The 20,023-nt window shown below is 65.4% G+C and carries 20 protein-coding genes; 10 read left to right on the top strand and 10 right to left on the bottom strand.

The features are described from left to right. Positions 1 to 50: 50 nt before the first annotated feature. Together QA645_RS18015 and QA645_RS18020 are read right to left on the bottom strand one after the other, a co-directional pair. Positions 51 to 1,064: a zinc-binding alcohol dehydrogenase family protein gene (locus tag QA645_RS18015; protein WP_283051924.1), complete on the bottom strand. Its 1,014-nt coding sequence runs from the start codon at positions 1,062 to 1,064 to the stop codon at positions 51 to 53. A 165-nt stretch (positions 1,065 to 1,229) separates the two neighbouring features. Beyond that, the gene (locus tag QA645_RS18020; RefSeq protein ID WP_283051925.1) at positions 1,230 to 2,843 is read right to left on the bottom strand and encodes an OprO/OprP family phosphate-selective porin; all 1,614 of its coding nucleotides are present in this window, start codon (positions 2,841 to 2,843) and stop codon (positions 1,230 to 1,232) included. Positions 2,844 to 3,159: 316 nt separating this feature from the next. Between QA645_RS18020 and QA645_RS18025 the strand changes: the two genes are divergently transcribed. The 3 genes from QA645_RS18025 to QA645_RS18035 are packed head-to-tail and all read left to right on the top strand — an operon-like array spanning position 3,160 to position 7,164. After that, the gene (locus QA645_RS18025; RefSeq protein ID WP_283051927.1) at positions 3,160 to 4,563 is read left to right on the top strand and encodes a DegQ family serine endoprotease; all 1,404 of its coding nucleotides are present in this window, start codon (positions 3,160 to 3,162) and stop codon (positions 4,561 to 4,563) included. Continuing rightward, positions 4,560 to 5,897 carry a replication-associated recombination protein A gene (locus QA645_RS18030; RefSeq protein WP_283051929.1) on the top strand — a complete coding sequence of 446 codons (1,338 nt, stop codon included), beginning with the start codon at positions 4,560 to 4,562 and terminating at the stop codon, positions 5,895 to 5,897. The genes QA645_RS18025 and QA645_RS18030 overlap by 4 nt, the downstream gene beginning before the upstream one ends. A 52-nt stretch (positions 5,898 to 5,949) precedes the next feature. Further along, on the top strand, positions 5,950 to 7,164 hold the full coding sequence (locus tag QA645_RS18035) for an RluA family pseudouridine synthase (RefSeq protein ID WP_254132167.1): 1,215 nt from the start codon (positions 5,950 to 5,952) through the stop codon (positions 7,162 to 7,164). Positions 7,165 to 7,304: 140 nt separating this feature from the next. Here QA645_RS18035 and QA645_RS18040 read toward each other — a convergent pair whose 3' ends face one another. Next, positions 7,305 to 7,751 (bottom strand): hypothetical protein, encoded by a 447-nt coding sequence (locus QA645_RS18040; protein WP_283051931.1) that lies wholly within the window; start codon positions 7,749 to 7,751, stop codon positions 7,305 to 7,307. A gap of 89 nt (positions 7,752 to 7,840) precedes the next feature. On the opposite strand from QA645_RS18040, the gene QA645_RS18045 reads away from it, so the two are divergent. From QA645_RS18045 to QA645_RS18060, 4 genes are all read left to right on the top strand, one after another. Continuing rightward, positions 7,841 to 8,635, top strand: a complete 795-nt coding sequence (locus QA645_RS18045) for an ATP12 family protein (protein WP_283051933.1) — start codon at positions 7,841 to 7,843, stop codon at positions 8,633 to 8,635. A gap of 56 nt (positions 8,636 to 8,691) precedes the next feature. Then, positions 8,692 to 10,320 (top strand): flagellar hook-length control protein FliK, encoded by a 1,629-nt coding sequence (locus QA645_RS18050; RefSeq protein WP_283051935.1) that lies wholly within the window; start codon positions 8,692 to 8,694, stop codon positions 10,318 to 10,320. Beyond that, entirely contained in the window at positions 10,317 to 10,580 is a 264-nt protein-coding gene (locus tag QA645_RS18055; RefSeq protein ID WP_254132163.1) for an EscU/YscU/HrcU family type III secretion system export apparatus switch protein, read from the top strand. The genes QA645_RS18050 and QA645_RS18055 overlap by 4 nt, the downstream gene beginning before the upstream one ends. 77 nt (positions 10,581 to 10,657) lie before the next feature. Further along, positions 10,658 to 11,314 (top strand): carboxymuconolactone decarboxylase family protein, encoded by a 657-nt coding sequence (locus tag QA645_RS18060; protein WP_283051937.1) that lies wholly within the window; start codon positions 10,658 to 10,660, stop codon positions 11,312 to 11,314. Positions 11,315 to 11,457: 143 nt separating this feature from the next. Here the strand turns inward: QA645_RS18060 and QA645_RS18065 are convergent, their stop codons facing one another. From QA645_RS18065 to QA645_RS18075, 3 genes are all read right to left on the bottom strand, one after another. Then, positions 11,458 to 12,450 carry a dienelactone hydrolase family protein gene (locus QA645_RS18065; protein WP_283051939.1) on the bottom strand — a complete coding sequence of 331 codons (993 nt, stop codon included), beginning with the start codon at positions 12,448 to 12,450 and terminating at the stop codon, positions 11,458 to 11,460. A gap of 71 nt (positions 12,451 to 12,521) precedes the next feature. Continuing rightward, positions 12,522 to 13,118: a hypothetical protein gene (locus tag QA645_RS18070; RefSeq protein WP_283053245.1), complete on the bottom strand. Its 597-nt coding sequence runs from the start codon at positions 13,116 to 13,118 to the stop codon at positions 12,522 to 12,524. A 162-nt stretch (positions 13,119 to 13,280) separates the two neighbouring features. Then, positions 13,281 to 13,685 carry a DUF4260 domain-containing protein gene (locus tag QA645_RS18075; RefSeq protein ID WP_283051941.1) on the bottom strand — a complete coding sequence of 135 codons (405 nt, stop codon included), beginning with the start codon at positions 13,683 to 13,685 and terminating at the stop codon, positions 13,281 to 13,283. Between the two features lie 149 nt (positions 13,686 to 13,834). Between QA645_RS18075 and QA645_RS18080 the strand changes: the two genes are divergently transcribed. The 3 genes from QA645_RS18080 (at position 13,835) to QA645_RS18090 (ending at position 16,204) form a co-directional block, all read left to right on the top strand. Beyond that, entirely contained in the window at positions 13,835 to 15,367 is a 1,533-nt protein-coding gene (locus QA645_RS18080) for an acyl-CoA carboxylase subunit beta (RefSeq protein WP_254132159.1), read from the top strand. A gap of 107 nt (positions 15,368 to 15,474) precedes the next feature. Further along, complete coding sequence (locus QA645_RS18085) at positions 15,475 to 15,837, top strand: hypothetical protein (protein ID WP_283051945.1); 363 nt, start codon at positions 15,475 to 15,477, stop codon at positions 15,835 to 15,837. 19 nt (positions 15,838 to 15,856) lie between these two features. Further along, positions 15,857 to 16,204: a hypothetical protein gene (locus QA645_RS18090; protein ID WP_283051947.1), complete on the top strand. Its 348-nt coding sequence runs from the start codon at positions 15,857 to 15,859 to the stop codon at positions 16,202 to 16,204. 9 nt (positions 16,205 to 16,213) lie between these two features. Here QA645_RS18090 and QA645_RS18095 read toward each other — a convergent pair whose 3' ends face one another. From QA645_RS18095 to QA645_RS18110, 4 genes are all read right to left on the bottom strand, one after another. Continuing rightward, positions 16,214 to 16,366, bottom strand: coding sequence for a hypothetical protein (locus QA645_RS18095; protein ID WP_254132157.1), 153 nt, complete (start codon positions 16,364 to 16,366; stop codon positions 16,214 to 16,216). Between the two features lie 190 nt (positions 16,367 to 16,556). Further along, positions 16,557 to 17,201 (bottom strand): glutathione S-transferase family protein, encoded by a 645-nt coding sequence (locus QA645_RS18100; RefSeq protein WP_283051949.1) that lies wholly within the window; start codon positions 17,199 to 17,201, stop codon positions 16,557 to 16,559. 193 nt (positions 17,202 to 17,394) lie between these two features. Continuing rightward, positions 17,395 to 17,853, bottom strand: a complete 459-nt coding sequence (locus QA645_RS18105) for a hypothetical protein (protein WP_283051951.1) — start codon at positions 17,851 to 17,853, stop codon at positions 17,395 to 17,397. 51 nt (positions 17,854 to 17,904) lie between these two features. Next, positions 17,905 to 19,863, bottom strand: coding sequence for an alpha/beta hydrolase domain-containing protein (locus tag QA645_RS18110; RefSeq protein ID WP_283051953.1), 1,959 nt, complete (start codon positions 19,861 to 19,863; stop codon positions 17,905 to 17,907). Positions 19,864 to 20,023 lie beyond the last annotated feature (160 nt).

Genomic DNA, 20,023 nt, shown 5'->3' on the forward strand with positions numbered 1-20,023 from the left:
GCGCGCTTCGCTTTGCCCACCCTACGGGAACTCGACCTACGAGACCGTCGCTACCACCCCTCCAGCACGATCTTGCCGCGCGACTTGCCGCTCTCAAGCAGCGCGTGCGCGCGCTTGAGGTTGGCTGCGTTGATCGTGCCGAAGGTCTGGTCGAGCGTGGTGCGCAGCACGCCCTTGTCGATGAGATCGGCGACGTCGTTGAGCAGGTGATGCTGCGCAATCATGTCGGGTGTCTGGAACGAGGAGCGCGTGAACATCGATTCCCAGTGCACCGAGATCGCCTTGCCCTTGAACGTGCCCATAGTGAACTCGGGCGGATCGTCGATCAGGCCGAACCGGCCCTGCGGCGCCATGAACTCGGCGATGCTCTTGTAATGCTGGTCGGTGTAGGTGAGGCTCGCCACCAGCGCAACCGGCGGCAGCTTGAGCTTTTCGATCTGTTCCTTCATCGGCTTGCCGTGGTCGATCACCGCATGCGCGCCGAGATCGAGACACCATTTCTGTGAGTCCGGTCGCGTCGCGGTCGCGACCACGGTGAGACCGGTGAGGCGGCGCGCGAGCTGGATCAGGATCGAGCCGACGCCGCCGGCGCCGCCGGTGATGAGAAGCGTGCGCGGATCGACGCTCTTGCCGGGAACCGCGCCGAGCCGGTCGAACAGCAACTCCCAGGCGGTGATGGAGGTGAGGGGAAGGGCGGCTGCTTGGGCGAACGAGAGCGATTTCGGCTTGTTGCCGACGATGCGCTCGTCGACCAGGTGGAATTCGGAATTGGTACCCTGGCGCAGGATCGAGCCCGCGTAAAACACCTCGTCGCCGGGCTTGAACAGCGTGACCTCGGGCCCGACCGCATCGACCACGCCGGCCGCGTCATAACCCAGGATCTTGGTCTCGCCCGCGGGCGGGGCTGCGCGCTTGCGCACCTTGTAATCGACCGGATTGGCCGAGATCGCCTTCACCGCGACGCGGATATCGCGCCCCTTGGGCTCGGGTTTGGTGGTCTCGAAATCGATCAGCGAGTCCTGATCCTCGATCGGAAGCGATTTCTTGTAGCCGACGGCCTTCATGGCTTGTCTCCATCAGATGGCGTATTCGCCTGCCGCTCTAACTGTCGCCCCGGCTCCTGTTTGGCAAGTACTGCAAGTTCGGGAACATAGTATCCGGTTGGATACTATTACGCCGGGAGCAGCCTGTGCCGCTCCCGGCGCTTTTCGTCAGAACGCCACGTCAGGTCAGAATGCGACCTGCGTACGCATTGCGATCGCGTTGAACGTCGAGCCCGTGTTCACCGCGGAGACGGCGCTCGCCTGCTTGGAGATGTCGCCATGCAGATAGTCGAGCATGAAGCGGACGTTGTTGTTGACGTACCAGTTCAGCGCGGCGGTGTAGATGGTCTGGCGTCCACCCGCGATGCCGGCTGCGGTCGCGAGCTGATCGTTCAGGTTCATCGTGCTCACGCGTCCGGCGATTTCCCAGGCACCCCAGCCGCCGCCGGCCAGTGAGAAGGGATTGGCCGGTTTGATCCCGCCATAGGCGGCGTTCGCAGCATTGTAGGCACGGCTCTCGCCGGTCAGGACGTAGCCGACCTGCGCGTAGCCGCCGTCGAATTTCAGGCTCGACGCGCCGAACGGCGGCAGGCCCGTATTGGCGGTGCGGTCGACGTTGAACCAGTAATATTCGCCCTGTGCGATGAACGAGCCATAGGTCGCAGCCGCCTCGACGCCGTAGACCTGAGCCCCGGAGACGTTGGCGATCGCCCCGGTCGAGATCAGCGTGGTCGGATCGATCCTAAGCTCCGGCCGGTCACTGAGCGTGAGCGTCTGCGCTTGCGTCACGAGATTGCGCGGCGGCTGGATCAGCCATTCCGCGTCCGCGCCGATATGCACCGAGTAGCCGTTGCCGCTGATCGGGTTGCCGGCGATGCGCGCGACCGCGCCATATTGCTCACTGGAGCCGGGCGGAGTGACGCTCGACGCAGAGTGGATCTGGCCCGTGGTCGGTCCGGTGACATAGGCGCCCATCCAGAGCTGGTCATTCCACCAGCGGGTGCCGACGGCGGAACGGAAGTCACCGGCTGCGATGTTTTGCGCGATGATGCCGGCCGACGCACGTTCCATGAACATGATGTCGTTCGAGCTGGTGGATTCGTCCATCGTCCAGGCGATATCCATGATACCGGCTTCGATCGCCATCTTGCCGCCGAACGGCTTGAGACCGGTGTAGCTCAGATAGGCATTTTCGACGCCCGATGTCCCTCCGCCTGGCAGTGAGCCGGCCGCCGCGCCGCCGAAGCCGTCGGCCGAGCCGCCGAAGTCGTAGATCAGGGCATAGTTCCAGTCGCCGAAGAACTTGCCGACGACGCCGATGCGCGCACGGCGGAGGTTCTCGCCGTTATCGAGCTGTTGCGGCGTCGTCGCTGCCGTGTTGGGACGGTAGTTGTAGCCGCCGACATCCCAGTGCACACGGCTCGTGATGGCCACGCAGTTCTGCTCGTCTGCGGTGCAGATGGTCGGGCGGTTGTTCGGCATCGTCACCACGACGCCGGACGGTGCGACTGGCCCCTTGACCGGAATGGCTGCATTTGCGTTGGCGACGACCGCCTTCGCCTCCGAGCGCGCCTCGGCCTTTGCTTCAGCCTTCGCCTCTGCCCTCGTCTTTGCTGCGGCCGCCGTATTCGCGGCGGTCTGGTTCTGGAGCTTGTCGAGCTTCTGCTCCAGCATCTTCAGCTGCTGCTTCAGAAGCGCGATCTCCTGATCGCTGTTGCTTGCTGATTGTGCCTGGGCCTGCGAGGCCGCCAGCGCGCCGGCGAGACCAATCGCTGCGGCTGCTATTCTTGTCCTGCTCACGTCACCACTCCATCGGTTAGACCAACTTCCCCAAGTCGTAACGGGAGAGCCTAAGAAGGATCGATGACTGTCCCGCGACGGCGCGCCACGGCTGCAATGGTTCCGCCTGATGCAAATTCGCCGCAGCCGAATCCGCCATTGGACAGCATGCAAGATGACGTGCATCATGCCAATGTGCGGCGCCTCCCAAATTGTCATTTTGCACGCGGAGCTTGCGTCCCGGCCACACTGGTAAGGGGCCGAATATTGCCGCCCGGCGCCCTTCTATTGGGGGGCGAACACGCCTATATTCCGGCGTCTTTTCCAAGAGGTAGGAATGTTTCGAGCGAACTGGACCGCCATCGTCACGGCATTGTGCATAGCCTTTTCGGCCCACTTCAATCCGGCTGCGGCGCAGGACCGTCGCGTCCCGTCGTCGCCGGCCGAGCTCCGGCTGTCCTATGCACCGATCGTGCAGCGGGTGCAGCCGGCCGTCGTCAACGTCTATGCCGCCAAGGTGGTGCAGAACCGCAATCCGCTGCTGGATGACCCGATCTTCCGCCGCTTCTTCGGCGGCGGCCAGCAGCAGGAGCAGGTACAGCGGTCGCTCGGTTCGGGCGTCATCGTCGATGCCTCCGGGCTCGTCGTCACCAACGTCCACGTCATCGAGGGCGCCGACCAGGTGAAGGTGTCGCTGTCGGACAAGCGTGAGTTCGAGGCCGAAATCGTGCTGAAGGACTCCCGCAGCGATCTCGCGGTGCTGCGTCTGAAAGATACCAAGGAGAAATTTCCGGCGCTCGAATTCACCAATTCGGATGAGCTGATGGTGGGCGACGTCGTCATGGCGATCGGCAACCCCTTCGGCGTCGGCCAGACCGTGACCCACGGCATCATCTCGGCGCTGGCGCGCACGCAGGTCGGCATCACCGATTACCAGTTCTTCATCCAGACCGACGCCGCGATCAATCCCGGCAATTCCGGCGGCGCGCTGGTCGACATGAACGGCCGGCTCGCCGGCATCAACACCGCGATCTATTCGCGCTCCGGCGGCTCGCAAGGCATCGGCTTTGCGATCCCGGCCAACATGGTGCGCGTCGTCGTCGCCTCCGCCAAGGGCGGCGGCAAGGCGGTGAAGCGGCCGTGGTTGGGGGCAAAGCTGCAGGCGGTGACCCCCGAGATTGCCGAGAGCCTCGGCCTGCGCTCGCCGTCTGGCGCGCTGGTCGCGAGCGTCGTCGCCAACGGGCCGGCCGCGAAGGCGGGCTTGAAATCCTCCGACCTCATCACCGGGATCGACGGCCAGGCCGTGGACGATCCCAATGCGTTCGACTACCGCTTCGCCACCCGTCCGCTCGGCGGCAGTGCGCAGATCGACGTGCAGCGCAGCGGCAAGCCGCTCAAGCTGACGATCGCGCTCGAGACCGCGCCCGATACCGGCCGCAACGAGCTCGTCGTCACCGCGCGCTCGCCGTTCCAGGGCGCGAAGGTCGCGAGTATCACGCCTGCGGTGGCCGACGAGCTGCATCTCGATGCCGATACCGAAGGTGTCGTCATCACCGAGCTCGGTGATGACTCGCCGGCCGCTCAGGTCGGCTTCCAGAAGGGCGACATCATCCTGGCCGTCAACAACCAGAAGATCGGCAAGACCGGCGACCTCGAGAAGGCGGCAGGCGTAAGCCAGCGGCTCTGGCGCATCACGCTGGTGCGCGGCGGTCAGCAGATCAACGTCACGCTGGGCGGATGAGTCCGAAGCGACCACAGGAGACGCCAACTCTCTTTGCCGCGGCGGGGCTCGATCACGAGGCCCCGCATCCGCTGCCGGACCGCTTACGGCCGCGTGCGCTGTCGGAGGTCGTCGGCCAGGATCACATCCTCGGCCCCGACGGCGCGCTGACGCGCATGCTGGAGACGCGCACGCTTGGTTCGCTGGTGTTTTGGGGGCCGCCCGGCACCGGCAAGACCACGGTGGCGCGGCTGTTGGCGGATGCGACCGATCTGCATTTCGAGCAGATCTCCGCGGTGTTCTCCGGCGTCGCTGACCTGAAGAAAGCATTCGACGCCGCGCGTGCCCGCCGCGAGATGGGCAAGGGCACGCTGCTGTTCGTCGACGAGGTGCATCGCTTCAACCGCGCCCAGCAGGATTCGTTTCTGCCGGTGATGGAGGACGGCACCGTCGTCATGGTCGGCGCCACCACCGAGAACCCGTCCTTCGAGCTCAACGCGGCGCTTTTGTCCCGCGCGCGCGTGCTGGTGTTTCACTCGCTCGATGCCGCCGCGATCGAAAAGCTGTTCGCGCATGCCGAGGAGGTCGAGGGTCGCAAGCTCCCGCTCGATGAAGAGGCGCGCGCCGTGCTGGTGCGCATGGCCGATGGCGACGGCCGTGCGTCGTTGACGCTCGCCGAAGAGGTCTGGCGTTCGGCGCGGGCGGATGAGATTTTCAACGCCGCACAGTTGCAGGACATCCTGCAACGCCGCGCACCGATCTACGACAAATCGGCCGACGGTCATTACAATCTGATCTCGGCGCTGCATAAATCGGTGCGCGGATCCGATCCCGATGCCGCGCTGTATTACCTTGCCCGCATGCTCGATGCCGGTGAGGATCCGCTGTTCCTCGCGCGCCGCGTCGTGCGCATGGCGGTCGAGGACATCGGGCTCGCCGATCCGCAGGCGCTCGTGATCGCCAATGCGGCGAAAGATGCCTTCGACTTCCTCGGCCATCCCGAAGGCGAGCTCGCGATCGCGCAAGCGGTCGTCTATCTCGCCACCGCGCCGAAATCGAATGCGGTCTACACGGCGTTCGGCACGGCGATGCAGGTCGCCAAACAGGCCGGCTCGCTGCTGCCGCCGAAGCATATCCTGAACTCGCCGACCAAGCTGATGAAGTCGGAGGGCTACGGCGCAGCCTACGAATACGACCACGACGCGCCCGACGCCTTCTCCGGCCAGGACTATTTCCCGGAAGCGCTGGGCCGCCAGACCTTCTACGACCCGCCGGAGCGCGGTTTCGAGCGGGAGATCCGCAAGCGGCTGGATTACTGGGCCAAGCTGCGCAAGGAGCGGGGCGGCTCGCGCTAGAATCGGCCATTTCGCCGTGACGGGAGCCGGCTTTTAGGGTAGGCAGGCAAGCATGAGCCGCCGCATCAAAAGAACCAATCAAGAGCCCCGTTCGCGCGATGAGCGCAAGGAATCGCGTCCGTTCAAGGCACGGACCGCGAAGAAAGCCGGGCCGCGTCCGGGCGGCAAGCCCGGTAGTAAGCCGCCGCGCTTTGCGGCCGAGCGCGCTGAACGGCGTCCGCCCAGAGCGGAGCTGGAGAAGGCCGCGCCGGCAAAACCGGTCGAGGCGCTGCTGCCGACCAAGGTGCAGACCGTCAAGGTCACGGCCGACGAGAACAACATGCGCGTCGATCGTTTCCTCGAAGCGCGCTTTCCCGGCCTGTCGTTCTCCCACATCCAGCGCGTCGTCCGCAAAGGCGAGCTGCGCGTCGACGGCAAACGCGTCGACAGCAAGGACCGGCTGGAGGAGGGGCAGAGCGTCCGCATCCCGCCGCTGAAGCTCGACACGCCGAAGGCTGTCGGCGAGCTGTCGGAAGGCGCGCAAAAGACGCTCGCCACGCTGAAGGAAATGACGATCTACGAGGATGACGACGTCCTCGTGCTGAACAAGCCGGCTGGCCTCGCCGTGCAGGGCGGCTCGGGCATGACGCGCCACGTCGACCAGATGCTGGAGGTGATGCGCGATTCCAAGGGCCAGAAGCCGCGCCTCGTGCATCGTATCGACCGGGAGACATCGGGCTGTCTCCTGATCGCCAAGACGCGATTTGCCGCCTCGCATCTGACCGGCGCCTTCCGCTCCCGCTCGGCACGGAAAACCTATTGGGCGCTGGTGCCGGGCCTGCCGAAGCCGAAGCAGGGTCGCATCTCGACCTTCCTCGCCAAGGAGGAGAGCGAGGACGACACCATCATGCGCATCGCGCAGCATGGCGACGAGGGCGCCAGCCACGCGGTGACGTATTACGCGGTGGTCGAGACCGCCGGCAACAAGCTGACCTGGGTGTCGCTGAAGCCGGTGACGGGGCGCACCCATCAGCTGCGCGCCCATATGGAGCATATCGGCCATCCCATCGTCGGCGATCCCAAATATTTCAACATCGAGAACTGGCAGTTGCCGGGCGGCCTGCAAAACCGCCTGCATCTGCTGGCGCGCCGCATCGTCATCCCGCATCCGCGCGGTGGCGTGATCGATGCCACCGCGCCGCTGCCGCCGCACATGCAGCAGTCGTGGAATCTGCTCGGGCTGGACGCGAGCCGGTTCGACCCGATCGAGAACGCGCCGGAGGAGTAGGCACTCCACTGTCGTCGCCCGGCTTGACCGGGCGACCCAGTATTCCAGAGACAGCCGTGATCGAACCGAGATGCCGCGGCGTACTGGATGCCCCGGTCAAGCCGGGGCATGACAGCGGTGGTTGAGGGCGCAGTGCCAGCCTAATTCCGAAACTGCTCCAGAAACATCCGCAAACTGTCGTGCGGGCTCTCGACATCCGTGATCAGCCAGCCCTCGGGCCCGTTGACCAGGATGAAGTTCAACGTCACCGGCCGGCCGTGATTGTCGAAGTTCGCCGCGACATAGGTCTTGTCGTATTGCCTGCGGATGATTGCGATTACGACCGGGCCGAGCTTCCAGCTTTGGCTCTGCACCAGGAAATCGTAGGGCTCGGTGCGTGGGGCGGACCACGCCTTGCGCAAGGAGGGGTCGAAGAACTGCCGGGAGGTTGCCTCGTCCCGCGGCAGGCCCTTGGACAGCTCCGGCGCGCCCTCGCCATAATAGGCGTAGATGTTGCGGACCAGCGATTCCGGGGTGCGAAAGCCGGCCTCGGCCGCGGCCAGCCAAAGCCCGGCGAACAGGGCCGCAATGCCCGCAAGTTCCCTCATGCCCGCTCGCTTTATCGGCCGCCGATCCTACCTTAAAAGCCGATCTTACTCTAAAAGCCTGCATTTAGCGGCGGAGACCGAAAACTCACATGCGCGAATTGTTCGAAGAAGCAGCAGGCCAACCCCCGCCGGATCCGCGGGAATCGGCGCGTGCGTCGGCACGGACGCCGCTGCGCAAGCGCTTCTACAAGGAGGCCGGCGTGACCGAGGCCGAGGGCGGCTTTGCCATCACGCTCGACGGCAAGCCGATCCGCACGCCCTCCGCCCGTCAGGTGGTTATCCCCGTGCGGGCGCTCGCCGATGCCGTGGCCGCGGAATGGGCGGCGCAGGGCGAGGCGATCGATCCCGTGACCATGCCGCTGACGCGGATCGCCAACAGCGTGGTCGAGGGGGTGGTCGACCGCGTCGGACTCGTCACGGATGACCTCGCAAAATACTTCGAGACCGACCTGCTGTTCTATCGCGCCGGCCATCCCGAAGGGCTGGTCGCCCGCGAGGCCGCGCATTGGGACCCGGTGCTGTTCTGGGCCGCGGAGGCGCTGGGGGCGCATTTCATCCTGTCCGAGGGCATCATGCATGTGAAGCAGCCGGACGAGGCGCTCCGGGCCGCCCGCGCTGCGCTGCCGGGGGATCCCTGGTCAGTCGCCGCCCTCCATATCGTCACGACCCTGACCGGCTCGGCGCTGCTGGCGCTGGCGCTGGCCCATGGCGTCCGTGACGCCGGCCAGGTCTGGGCCGCCGCCCATGTCGACGAGGACTGGAACATCGACCAATGGGGCGTGGACGAGGAGGCGGCTGCCCGCCGGGTGACCCGGTTGCGGGATTTCGACGCTGCCGTGGCGGTCCTGGCGGCGGTTAATCCGCCCGGGGCCGAAGGTCCTTAACGAGAGGTTTACGACGGGACCCTAGGGTGGGAGTAGCGCTCCCCGGGCTGCCCAAGATGCCGACGCCGATAAGCTCGATCATACCCGTCAGTGCCGCCAGCCCCGTGGCTGATGCGGCGACGCCCGATCTTGTGCTCCAGGCCGGCAGCGTGGTCGACGCCAGGGTCGTGAGCGTGCTCGCCGACAACCTAGTGCGGATCGCAATCGCCAACCTCTCGATGGACGTCATGTCCGAGGTGTCGTTGACGCCAGGGCAAAACCTCCAACTCGCGGTATCGCAGAACGACGGCACCATCCGGCTGGCCGTCGTCAACGGGGCAGGCGGGGCGAGCGCGGATCAGGTCACGCTGACGCCGACCGCCGCGTCGCTGGTCGACAGCCCGTCGCTTGCGCCAACTGCGGCCACGGCGCGTAATCCGCTGACGCCGACGGAGCAGATCGCCGTCACCGTGGCTTCAGCCGAGGCGGTGACCAAGCAAGGCAGCCAGGCGCCGCTGTTCGCCAACCTGGCGTCCGTCGTGACCGGCAGCGATTTGCCGGCCGGCTTGAAGCAGGCCGTGCTGGACGTGCTGGCGCAACAGACACCGCTCAACACGGCTCTGGACGGCGGCGACATCGAATCCGCCTTCCAGAAGTCCGGCTTGTTTCTCGAGGCCTCGCTTGCCGCAGGCACGACGCCACCGTCGGGCGTGGTGCCGGATTTGAAGGCCGCGCTACTGGTCCTGCGTCAGACCCTGGCAGCAACATCAAGCACGCTTGAAACTGCCGCCCCACCGACGCCGGCCGTTGCGGTTGCGACGAGCGCCGTCGCCACGCCGCAGGCCGCAAGCTCGCCGGCTCAAGCTGCCGGCAACGCAGTGCAGGCGGCGGTGCCTGACGCAGAGATGGCCCCACCGCCGCAAATGCAGCGCAACGCCAATGTCGTGGCCGCCGTGCTCGCGGATATAGCCGGCGAAACGCCGCAGGCGGCGCTGCCGCGGACGATTTCTCCAAGTCTGGCCGCGACCCTGCTGCAAGAGGTCACGCAAAACCTGCCGCGCCTGATCGGGAATGTTCCGGGCGCCACCAAGGCCGTGCCTGACGGCCACGCCTTCGAAGCGGCCGCGCGTACGACCGCGCCACCGCCGTTTCGTGGCGCATTGCCGTCGCCGCAGGCGATCGCCTCGCCATCGCTGACGCCGGACACGCCGCTCGCCGCGACCGTGCATCGCCTGCTCGACGATACCGATGCCGCGATTGCGCGGCAGACGCTATTGCAGGTCGCCTCGCTGCCCGATCGATCCGATGCCAGCGGCCATCGGATCGATCCGAGCGTGCCGCAGTGGAATTTTGAGATTCCGTTCGCGACCCAGCAGGGCACCGCGATGGCGCAGTTCGAGATCTCGCGCGACGGCGGCAACGAGCAAGCCGATCCCGCCAAGCGCGCCTGGCGCGCGCGCTTCACGCTCAATGTCGAGCCGAGCGGGCCTGTGCACGCGCTGATCACGCTCAACGGCGACAAGACCTTTGTGCGGATGTGGGCCGAGCGGCCGGCGACCGCGCAGCAGCTCCGCGCCGGGATCGGTGAGCTCAATCAGGCGCTGACGAGGGCCGAGCTCAAGCCCGGTGACATCATCGTGCGCGACGGCACGCCGCCGCAAGCACCGCCGGCCCGCGCCGGTCATTTCCTGGATCGCGCCACATGAGCGATCCATCAAAGCTTGCCATTGCGCTGCATTACGAGAAGGGCACCAACGCGCCCGTCGTCGTCGCCAAGGGCAAGGGTACGATCGGCGAAAAGATCGTCGAGATCGCCAAGGCCAACGACATCCCGATCGAGGAGAACGAGATTCTGGCCGGCGCGCTCTCCAAGGTCGAGCTCGGCGAGGAGATTCCGCCTGATCTCTACAAGGCCGTGGCCGAGGTCCTCGTCTTCGTGCTGCGGCTGTCGGGCCGGGCGCGGTAGCGCATCAAGCTGGCGCGCAAGGTTCGGCTCGACTAGCATCCTCCGACCAAGCACAAGAAAAGGTCGGGAGGACACTCATGACATCAACGCCGCTCTGGCTGTCGTCGCTCACGCTGGCCGCGGCCGGCGGCTGGTTCGCCGCGACGATGTTTGCAGCACCCGCCACCAGCAAGGAGCCGCGCTTTCCGCAGCTCACCATGGACCAGCTCGACGCCACGCAGAAGCCGCTCGGCGAGCAGATCATGAAGGTGTCGAGCGTCGGCATCGGCGGACCCTATAATCCCCTGATCCGCAGCCCGGTGCTCGGCCAGCGTCTGTTCGACCTCTGGCATTATCTGCGTTGGGAAACCTCGGTCCCGACCAAGCTCAACGAGTTCGCGATCATCATCATCGGCCGGCAATGGCGCTCGCAGGTGGAATGGTTCGCGCATGCGCCGCTGGCGGCGAAGGCCGGCCTGTCGACGGACATCATCGCCGAACTCAAGGCCAACAAGCGGCCGTCCAACATGGCCGAGGACGAGGCCATGGTCTACGACTTCGTCACCGAGCTCACCACCACGAAGAAGGTCTCCGACGAGACCTATGCGCGCGCCAAGAAAATCCTCAACGACCAGCAGATCGTCGACCTTACGTCGCTCACCGGCAATTACGTGATGGTGGCGATGCTGCTCGCGATGGCCGAGGAAACGGTGCCGCCGGACAAGCAGGAGCCGTTCAGGCCGGGTGAGCCGTAGGGCCCCATGCGAGATCCCGTAGCGAGATCTCGTAGGGTGGGCAAAGCGAAGCGTGCCCACGAATTGCGGATGACGGAGAGAGATCGTGGGCACGGCGCTGCGCGCCTTTGCCCACCCTACGGCACCGCCCGCTTGGCGGGCTCTCATCCCAGCTTGAACAGCGCCTGCAAGAACTCCACCACCGCTTTCCGCGACTCCGCCGCCGTCGTCGGATTGCCGCCGACATGCGGGTTGAGCTCGACGCAAGGGTCCTTGTAGGTGAAGGGCGCATTCGTATCGCCGTTCATCAGCACGCCGCCGTCACCTTCCTTGATATGGCAATTGCGCACGGTCTGCGCGTTGGCGGACACCGCGACCGTATTGACGCCGAGCAGGCCGCTGTCAAAACCATGGGCGCTGTCGGGGTATTCGGTCAGCACCACGTCGCGCCCGGCGGCCTTGAGCCGTTCGACGAAGGCCTTGCAGCTCTTCACGGGATTGTAGTCATCCGGCGTGCCGTGGAAGATGCGGATCGGGCGCGCCTCGACCTCGGTGTCGGTCTGATACGTCGTCGAGCAATCCGGATAGAACGGAATGTAGGCGGCGAACTGCACGCCGGATTTGTTCCAGAGCTTGTTGAAGCGATCGAGGCTGGCATAGAGCGTCGCCTGGCCGCCGCGCGAAAATCCCATCAGCACGATGCGGTCAGGATCGACGCGGGGATGCTTCGCCAGAATCTCCAGCGAGTGGTAGATGTCGATGATCAAATTGAGCCGGCCGAGCAGGGCCTGGTTCGGCCCGGTCACCGTCAGCCCGCGGCCAGTAAAGCCGTCGATCACGAAGGTCGAGATGCCCATGGCGTTGAATTCGTGCACCCAGGCTTCCGTGGTGGCGCCGACGCCGCTCGAGCCGTGCATCAGCACCACGACCGGCATCTTGCCCGACCCTTGCGCGACGCGGAATTCGCCGGCCACCGTGACGGGCTTGCCGGCCGCGGCGTCGCCGCTGAGGAATTGCTGGTCGGAAAGGGTGAGCGACGGGATCGGGAAGATCTCGGTCCGCGCCGGGGCATCCTTGGGAAGCGATTGAGCACCGGCAAGCGCGGTTGAAACGCAGAGCGCGACGAGCGTGGCAACGACGCGGAATGCCGTCGGCATCGGATCCTCCCTTATGATTTTTAGGAAGTAGATCAACCGGAATGCGCGCTGTCAATTTTCGCGCGGGCGCGTCACGCCTTGTCGGCGGGCTTCTTTGCGGTCAGCGCCTGGTCGATGGCGAAGCCGCCGATCTCGCTCATCGCCTGCGAGATCACGTCGCCCTTCAGCGCGAAACCGCTGGAGAGATAATCGAACTGGGTGCGCGCCAGCCGCAGCACCTCGATCGGCACCGAGATCACGGTCTCGTTGAAGGCGTCGACGGAGGCGCGCAGCGTGCCGAGCTCGGTGGTGAGCTTGCCGATGTGGCTTTCCGCATGCTGCATCAGGTCGAGCAGCTTGCCGCGCTCGCTGTCGAATGCGGTGCGTTCGGCGGCCGCAGCTGCCGTGACCTCGGCGAGTTGTGCCCGCAGCGCCGCGATCTGGCTGACCATGGCGTCGGAGGCGAGCTCGGTGGCCTCGCGCAGCTCCACCAGGCGCTTGTTCTCTTCCTGCTGCTGATGATAGAGCCGCTCGGCCGACATCGCCCGCTGCGCCAGCGACTCGATCAGGCTTGCCGCGCGCAGCAGCATCTCGCCGTTCCGCCCCGACACCATGCTGGCCATCCGCCGCAGGAAGTCGGTGGTCTCGGACGCACTGTTCGGAGGCAGGGGAACGACCTTGGCGGACATGAGATGATGCTTGCAGCCGGACGTGATGACCGCCGCCGTACCGACTGAGCTCACGCAACATTCGGCGCCTGATCGTAAGCCCGAGCAAGCCTGAATCGCCGCGCCGGGTCAACCGATCAGCACGGGCAAATCGCGCTCATCCCGCCGCGGGTGCCGCGCAGGTCAGGCGTTTTTCTGCCGGCCGATCCGCCCCAGATGGGTGAAGCCGAACCCTGCGGAATATTTCAGGCCGTAGCCCAGCGCCCGGTCGATGCCGATATGGGCAAGCCAGATCAGGGCGATGGACAGGGTGAGCGGCGAGGCGAGGCCGAAACCGAACGTCAACAGCGCCACCGGCGCCATGTAGCTGTGGGCGGCGTTGTAGACCAGCGCGCCGAATTTGGCGTCCGACAGATAGGCCAGGAAGCTCAGGTCGGGGACGAAGAAGAGCAGGGCGAACACCCACCAGGAGCCGCCCCAGGTCGCGTAGAGCATCACCATGCCTGCGAACAGGGTCAGGCCCTCCAGCCGCAGCATGATGTTGACGCCGCCGGTTGCAGCCCCGGTCTCGGCCGCTCTCTCGTCCATGGTCGCCTCCCAGGCAAAACTTTGTAATTCCTTGCGCTTTCACGCTGCGGCAAGGCAGCCCTGCGGCGCCGAAAGCCGCTTCCCGGTCTGCAAAATGCCGTGTTAGAACCCCCGGCAATCGCATTTAGGCTAAGAACTGGCGGGAGCAAATGAAGAATATCCTGGACGCCCTTGAAGACCGTCGTGCCGGCGCAAAGCTCGGCGGCGGCGAGAAGCGCATCGAGGCGCAGCACGCCCGCGGCAAGCTGACCGCCCGCGAGCGCATCGAGCTCCTGCTCGACAAGGGATCGTTCGAGGAGTTCGACATGTTCGTCGAGCACCGCTCCACCGAGTTCGGCATGGAGAAGAACAAGGTGCCCGGCGACGGCGTCGTCACCGGTTGGGGCACCGTCAACGGCCGCAAGACGTTCGTCTTCGCGAAAGACTTCACCGTGTTCGGCGGCTCGCTGTCCGAGACCCACGCGCTGAAGATCACCAAGTTGCAGGACATGGCGATGAAGGCGCGGGCGCCCATCATCGGCCTCTATGACGCGGGCGGCGCCCGCATCCAGGAAGGCGTCGCCGCGCTCGCCGGCTATTCCTATGTGTTCCGCCGCAACGTGCTCGCCTCGGGCGTGATCCCGCAGATCTCCGTCATCATGGGCCCCTGCGCCGGCGGCGACGTCTATTCGCCGGCGATGACCGACTTCATCTTCATGGTGAAGAACACCAGCTACATGTTCGTCACCGGCCCGGACGTCGTGAAGACGGTGACCAACGAGGTCGTCACCGCCGAAGAGCTCGGCGGCGCCTCGGTGCACGCCACGCGCTCCTCGATCGCGGACGGCGCCTTCGAGAACGACGTCGAGACGCTGTTGCAGATGCGTCGCCTGATCGACTTCCTGCCGTCCAACAACAGCGACGGCGTGCCGGAATGGCCGAGTTTCGACGACATCGGCCGGATCGACATGTCGCTCGATACGCTGATCCCGGACAATCCGAACAAGCCCTACGACATGAAGGAGCTGATCCTGAAGGTCGTGGACGAGGGCGATTTCTTCGAGATCGCCGATATGTTCGCCAAGAACATCGTCACCGGCTTCGGCCGCATCGCGGGCCGCACCGTCGGCTTCGTCGCCAACCAGCCGATGGTGCTGGCCGGCGTGCTCGACTCCGACGCCTCGCGCAAGGCCGCGCGCTTCGTCCGCTTCTGCGACGCCTTCAACATCCCGATCGTCACCTTCGTCGACGTGCCGGGCTTCCTGCCCGGAACCGCGCAGGAATACGGCGGCCTGATCAAGCACGGCGCAAAACTGCTGTTCGCCTATTCGCAGTGCACCGTGCCGCTCGTCACCATCATCACCCGCAAGGCCTATGGCGGCGCCTTCGACGTCATGGCGTCCAAGGAAATCGGCGCCGACATGAACTACGCCTGGCCGACCGCCCAGATCGCGGTGATGGGCGCCAAGGGCGCGGTCGAGATCATCTTCCGCAGCGATATCGGCGACCCCGACAAGATCGCCGCCCGCACCAAGGAATACGAAGACCGCTTCCTGTCGCCCTTCATCGCAGCCGAGCGCGGCTACATCGACGACGTCATCATGCCCCACTCGACCCGCAAGCGCATCGCAAGGGCGCTGGCGATGCTGAAGGACAAGAAGGTCGAGATGCCTGCGAAGAAGCACGACAATTTGCCGTTGTGAGAAGAAGCGTGGCCCGGATGGAGCGTAGCGAAATCCGGGTTATCTGCTGACTGTTGCTAGCGAGGTTTGTCGCGGCAGAAATCCAACGTGAACCTTGAGGACATCAAGTGGGCGACCTTCATCGAAGCGTCTTCCTGAAGGAGCTGAAAGATACCTTTCCGGATCTGAGAGCCGAAGTTAACGCGCAGCACGGCCTGTTGCATATGGAAATGCACGTGTTGGCTGACTTCGCGCGACGAGCCATCGCCGCGGGGGCCAAAAAAGACGCCGTGTCGTGCTTCAAGTTCGTCGAGAAATATTGCAGGGACGGGAACAATGAATTGCGGAATGCGGTCGGCGTTTCGTTTGTCGAGCACCTGAATCTGGGCGATGCGCAGTGGGCGTGGGACTTGTTGGGCCCGGTGCTAAAGAAAGAATATTTGCAGCTGGTCGATGCCGGCATGGCCAAGCCTTTGCCTTATCTTCGCTAGCGCAGCCGGTTGAAACGCAATGACCGAATCCGATCCGACCGACGAAATCTCCGACATCGAAGACCGGATCGAGCGCCTCGCCGAGATTGCCGAGCGATGCCGGAAGTACATCCTGGCGTCCAAGATCGCGATCGGCAGCGGCGCGGTGCTGCTCCTGGTCACCATCCTCGGACTGTTTGGACTCGGTCAGACCGCTGCGCTCGGTTCGATCGCGCTGGTGCTTGGCGGCATCGTTTCGCTGGGCTCGAACATCAGCACGTTACGGCAGACGGACGATGCGATCGGTGCTGCGGAGGCGCGGCGTTCGGCGTTGATCGGCAGGATCGATTTGCGCGTGGTTGCCGATACGCCGATGAAGCTGGTGTAGCGCGCTGCCTTACGCAGCAGTCTTGAGCGACAGAACCTGCATTTCCGCGCGGCATTCGGCGGCGAACGCCTGCAGTCGTTCGGCGGCTTGCTGGTCGAGGATCGCCTTCGCGAGACGCTCGGCGCGGGCTACTTGCTCTCTGAGATAATCGATGCGGGCCATGTGTCACCTTCCGCCGGGATAATTTGAGGCAAATTGCTTCGTTCCAGTGGCCGTGAGTGTATGGCAAACGGCGGGTTAATTGTGTGCGGTGGGTCACGCGGCGCAGGTGCGTAGGGCGGATTAGCGAAGCGTAATCCGCCGTCTTTTCGCTATGACGAAGGTGGCGGATTACGGCTTCGCCTAATCCGCCCTACGCGTGGGCACGCGCCTTATCTCCCGCGGCGAAATGCGCCATCTGGTCGTCCCGCGCCTTGGCGAACGCCGGACGGCCCGTCGCGCGCGCGACGTAGTTGCGGCAGGCGGGGCTGTCGGCGAGCCCGTCGAAACGTTCGACGATGCGCAGCACGTCCGCCATCAGGATGTCGGCGACGGAGAAGGATCCCGCCAGCCACTCGCGGTCGGCCAGCACGCTCTCCATGCGCTTGAGGCGAAGCGTGAGGAAGTCGTCGAAGAATTTCGATCCCGGCTCGCCCATGAACTTCAGCATCGTCCAGGGCAGGGTCGCCATCTCCACCGAATTGAGCGCGCCGAACACCCATTCCGTGGCTTCACTCCGGCGGCGCGGATCGGCCGGCAGCAGCTTCTCGCTGAGCCCGCCGAGATGCAGCAGGATTGCGCCGGTCTCGAAGATCGAGAGATCGCCATCGGTCAGCCATGGCGCCTGGCCGAACGGCTGGTGCGCCAGATGCGCAGGCCCGCGGTCGTCGAACGGCGTGCTGGCAACGCGATAGGGCAGGGCACCTTCCTCGAGCGCCCAGCGCACCCTGAGGTCGCGGACATAGCCGCGCGGCGGCGGGGGAACCCAGTCGTAGGTGATCAAGGTGAGGTCGGGCATGTGGCGTCTCCGTGCTGTCCTAGGCATAGGACGGATGGAGGCGCCGCGTTCCGACAACGGAGAGATGTTTTTCTCCACGGGCGGAACCCGTAGGGTGGGCAAAGCGGAGCGTGCCCACGACTTCTCCCGACGGCTAAAAGATCGTGGGCACGGCGCAAGTGCGCCTTTGCCACCCTACGGGGCGCCGTCCGCGCTATCGGCAGGCCGGGTAGCCGAAACGCTTGACGATGTCGCTTCCCGAAATCGAATGAAACGCGAAGGTGTCCATGAAATGGTTCTCAGTGACGTATTGGCGCAAGGCCGCGTTGTAGGTGCTGGCCATCTGTTGCGTGCGCGCGGGGCTGAGGATGCCCTTTTTCATGGAGCCGCCGGCGTGAAACAACAAGGTCGCGCCTGGCGTGACGCAGACATTGTGGATCGACAGGAACATGGTGCAGGCGGATTGGCAGTGGCTGTCGATGCGGAAGCGCTCGCCCGACGCGTTGTACTGCTGGATCACCGCGAGAAAGTGATCAAACTCGGCCGGAGTGGCCGCGCCGTAGCCCATGTGCAGCGACGATACGGAGCCGTCGGCGTAAGCCTGATGTCCCGCCAGCCAACAGAACATGCAAAGAAATCCAAGCGCTCGCGTCAATCGCTTCCATTTGTTCAAAGCGGTCTCCTCATGAGGTTGGTGGAAATTGATGTCGTGCGCGATGCGTCGTTATTGTCCAAGCTTCGCGAGCTTGCCTTGCTTGGCGGCTTCCACCGCGCGCTCGGCATCCTCCGGCAGCAATATCCGCTCCGCCACCTGCCGCGCCGCCTCCCGCTTCACCGCCGCCACATAGGCGCCGTCATCGGCGTAGCGCTCCGCAATCGACAGCCGGGGATCGCGCACCTCTTTCCGCGCGGCCTCGGTCGGTGCGAACGGCACGACCGCGCCCTGCAAGGGATAGAGCGCCGTCGGGCCAAATCCGATCGCGCGCGGATTCCATGCGGCGTAGGTCGCGCGCGGCACGGCGAGCGCGAGCTGGCGAATGCCTGCGATGGCCATGCCGTCATCGTCGGCCTTGGGCACGAACACGGGATAGTGGCCGATCTCCTTCGGCGGCAGCACGCTCTGGTCGGAGAAGGCGGCGAGCGTGTGGATGCCGGCATAGGGCAGGCCGGGGATATCCGTCGGCACGGCGCCTTTCGCCGCAACCAGCGTGCCGTGCGCGCGCATGGGGACGCGGCTTGCGGGCGGCCTGGTGCCGTCGCTGATCCAGGCGTTGAGGTCGGTGAGCAGCGCGCGCATCGGCATGCCTGCATGCATCGGGTTCTGCGGCAGCGACATCGCCGGCAGGCCCTTCTTCATTACATCAGTCGCTTCCGCGAAATGCGGCGTGCCCGCGATCATGTAGGCGCGGACGTTGTCGGGCAGGTCGAGGTGGTTGCCGGCGAGGTCGGTGACCAGCAGCGAGGCGTGCGAGGCCCACCATTCGTGCTCGCTGTCGGTCTGCATCACCTTGGGGCAGGTGACGGAGAGCGAGCAGCGGCGCAGCACGCCGTCGGTCTTGCCGGAATAGGGATCGCTCAGCGTCGCATAGGTGAAGGGAAAGAGATCGGCCTGCCACGCCGGATCCTGCATGTGGCGCGGGTTGCGGCCGGGCTGGCCGAAGCGGACATTGGTGGCCATGCGCCGCGTGCCCGCGACATGCGGCATCAAGCCGTCGAACACCATGCGGCCCCCAAGATCCTCGTTGAAGCCGAGATAGAGGAAGTCGCGCAGGAAGCGGCCGGATTGCGAGACGCCGAAACCAATGGCGCGGCTGACCGACGGATGCAGGCCGTCGAGCAGCGGGTTGGCCTGCGTTTCGTCGTGGCGGAGGAAGCTGACGACGTCGCGCACGGCGGCATAGCCCATGCCGAGCGGGACCGGATCGCGCGCGGTGTAGGTGACCTCGTAGAGCGCACCGGCGTCAAAGCCGTCGGGCCGGGTGATCTCCACGGTGTTGGGATCGACGAGCTTTGCGGAGAGACCTGGCGGCGTCTGCCGCGCATCGGCCCAGGCGGCGCGGACGGTGACGTTGAGGTTGGCGGCGTCCGCGGCGGGCCAGGTCAGCGTCGCGCGCGCCGGGCTCGCCGTCGTGTCGAACACGAACTCTTCGCGCGCAGGACCGCTGATGTTCTTGATCACCGGCGCGCTCATCGCGAGCTGCCCCGGCTTGGAGGGGATGTCGCCCTGCCAGCCGACCCAGACCATCGTAAAGCCCTGGCGGTGCAGGAAGCCGATGCCGGCGTCCTCGGCCTTGTCGGCATTGTTGGCGCCGGGCTGGGCGGAATCGTCGAACAATTGCGGCGCGAGTTTTCTGCCGCGATTGGGCACGTCCAATAGCAGCGTGCCGTTGCCGTGCGCAGGATCGGTCGGCCGCAGGATCACGACATCGGCGGTGGCCTCGACCTTGCCGTCGGAATTGCGCGGCGCCAGCGCGAGATCGGTGATGACGGCGTTGCGGTCGTCGGCCGGATTGAGCGCGAAGGTCGCGCGCGCGGTGATGCGCTCATAGGTGCCGACATTGCCGAAGCTGCGCCCGGCGAAGGCGGGCACGCGCTCGGTGATATCGAATCGGACGATCTCGGCGCGCGAGGCGAGGGGAAGGAGGCCAGCGATCGCGATGATGCCCGTGATGATCCTGCGCATGGCGGTCCTTCCCTGATGTCGCGCGCTCGTCATGTTCCGTCGCGCTGGCTTTTTGTTGCCGGCACTATAACCAGCTATGCTGCGGCCAAACAACAGGACGCGATGTTGGAAGGCGATGCGCTGGTTTGCGACGTAGCGCGCCTCTCTGACAGCATTGCAA

The sequence above is a fragment of the Bradyrhizobium sp. CIAT3101 genome, from assembly GCF_029714945.1.
GTDB lineage: Bacteria > Pseudomonadota > Alphaproteobacteria > Rhizobiales > Xanthobacteraceae > Bradyrhizobium.

What these genes read in the sequence shown, in the direction of transcription:
- QA645_RS18015 (WP_283051924.1), bottom strand. Translation starts at nt 1,064, where the DNA reads ATGAAGGCCGTCGGCTACAAGAAATCGCTTCCGATCGAGGATCAGGAC.
- QA645_RS18025 (WP_283051927.1), top strand. Translation starts at nt 3,160, where the DNA reads ATGTTTCGAGCGAACTGGACCGCCATCGTCACGGCATTGTGCATAGCC.
- QA645_RS18030 (WP_283051929.1), top strand. Translation starts at nt 4,560, where the DNA reads ATGAGTCCGAAGCGACCACAGGAGACGCCAACTCTCTTTGCCGCGGCG.
- QA645_RS18035 (WP_254132167.1), top strand. Translation starts at nt 5,950, where the DNA reads ATGAGCCGCCGCATCAAAAGAACCAATCAAGAGCCCCGTTCGCGCGAT.
- QA645_RS18040 (WP_283051931.1), bottom strand. Translation starts at nt 7,751, where the DNA reads ATGAGGGAACTTGCGGGCATTGCGGCCCTGTTCGCCGGGCTTTGGCTG.
- QA645_RS18045 (WP_283051933.1), top strand. Translation starts at nt 7,841, where the DNA reads ATGCGCGAATTGTTCGAAGAAGCAGCAGGCCAACCCCCGCCGGATCCG.
- QA645_RS18050 (WP_283051935.1), top strand. Translation starts at nt 8,692, where the DNA reads ATGCCGACGCCGATAAGCTCGATCATACCCGTCAGTGCCGCCAGCCCC.
- QA645_RS18055 (WP_254132163.1), top strand. Translation starts at nt 10,317, where the DNA reads ATGAGCGATCCATCAAAGCTTGCCATTGCGCTGCATTACGAGAAGGGC.
- QA645_RS18060 (WP_283051937.1), top strand. Translation starts at nt 10,658, where the DNA reads ATGACATCAACGCCGCTCTGGCTGTCGTCGCTCACGCTGGCCGCGGCC.
- QA645_RS18065 (WP_283051939.1), bottom strand. Translation starts at nt 12,450, where the DNA reads ATGCCGACGGCATTCCGCGTCGTTGCCACGCTCGTCGCGCTCTGCGTT.
- QA645_RS18070 (WP_283053245.1), bottom strand. Translation starts at nt 13,118, where the DNA reads ATGTCCGCCAAGGTCGTTCCCCTGCCTCCGAACAGTGCGTCCGAGACC.
- QA645_RS18075 (WP_283051941.1), bottom strand. Translation starts at nt 13,685, where the DNA reads ATGGACGAGAGAGCGGCCGAGACCGGGGCTGCAACCGGCGGCGTCAAC.
- QA645_RS18080 (WP_254132159.1), top strand. Translation starts at nt 13,835, where the DNA reads ATGAAGAATATCCTGGACGCCCTTGAAGACCGTCGTGCCGGCGCAAAG.
- QA645_RS18090 (WP_283051947.1), top strand. Translation starts at nt 15,857, where the DNA reads ATGACCGAATCCGATCCGACCGACGAAATCTCCGACATCGAAGACCGG.
- QA645_RS18095 (WP_254132157.1), bottom strand. Translation starts at nt 16,366, where the DNA reads ATGGCCCGCATCGATTATCTCAGAGAGCAAGTAGCCCGCGCCGAGCGT.
- QA645_RS18100 (WP_283051949.1), bottom strand. Translation starts at nt 17,201, where the DNA reads ATGCCCGACCTCACCTTGATCACCTACGACTGGGTTCCCCCGCCGCCG.
- QA645_RS18110 (WP_283051953.1), bottom strand. Translation starts at nt 19,863, where the DNA reads ATGCGCAGGATCATCACGGGCATCATCGCGATCGCTGGCCTCCTTCCC.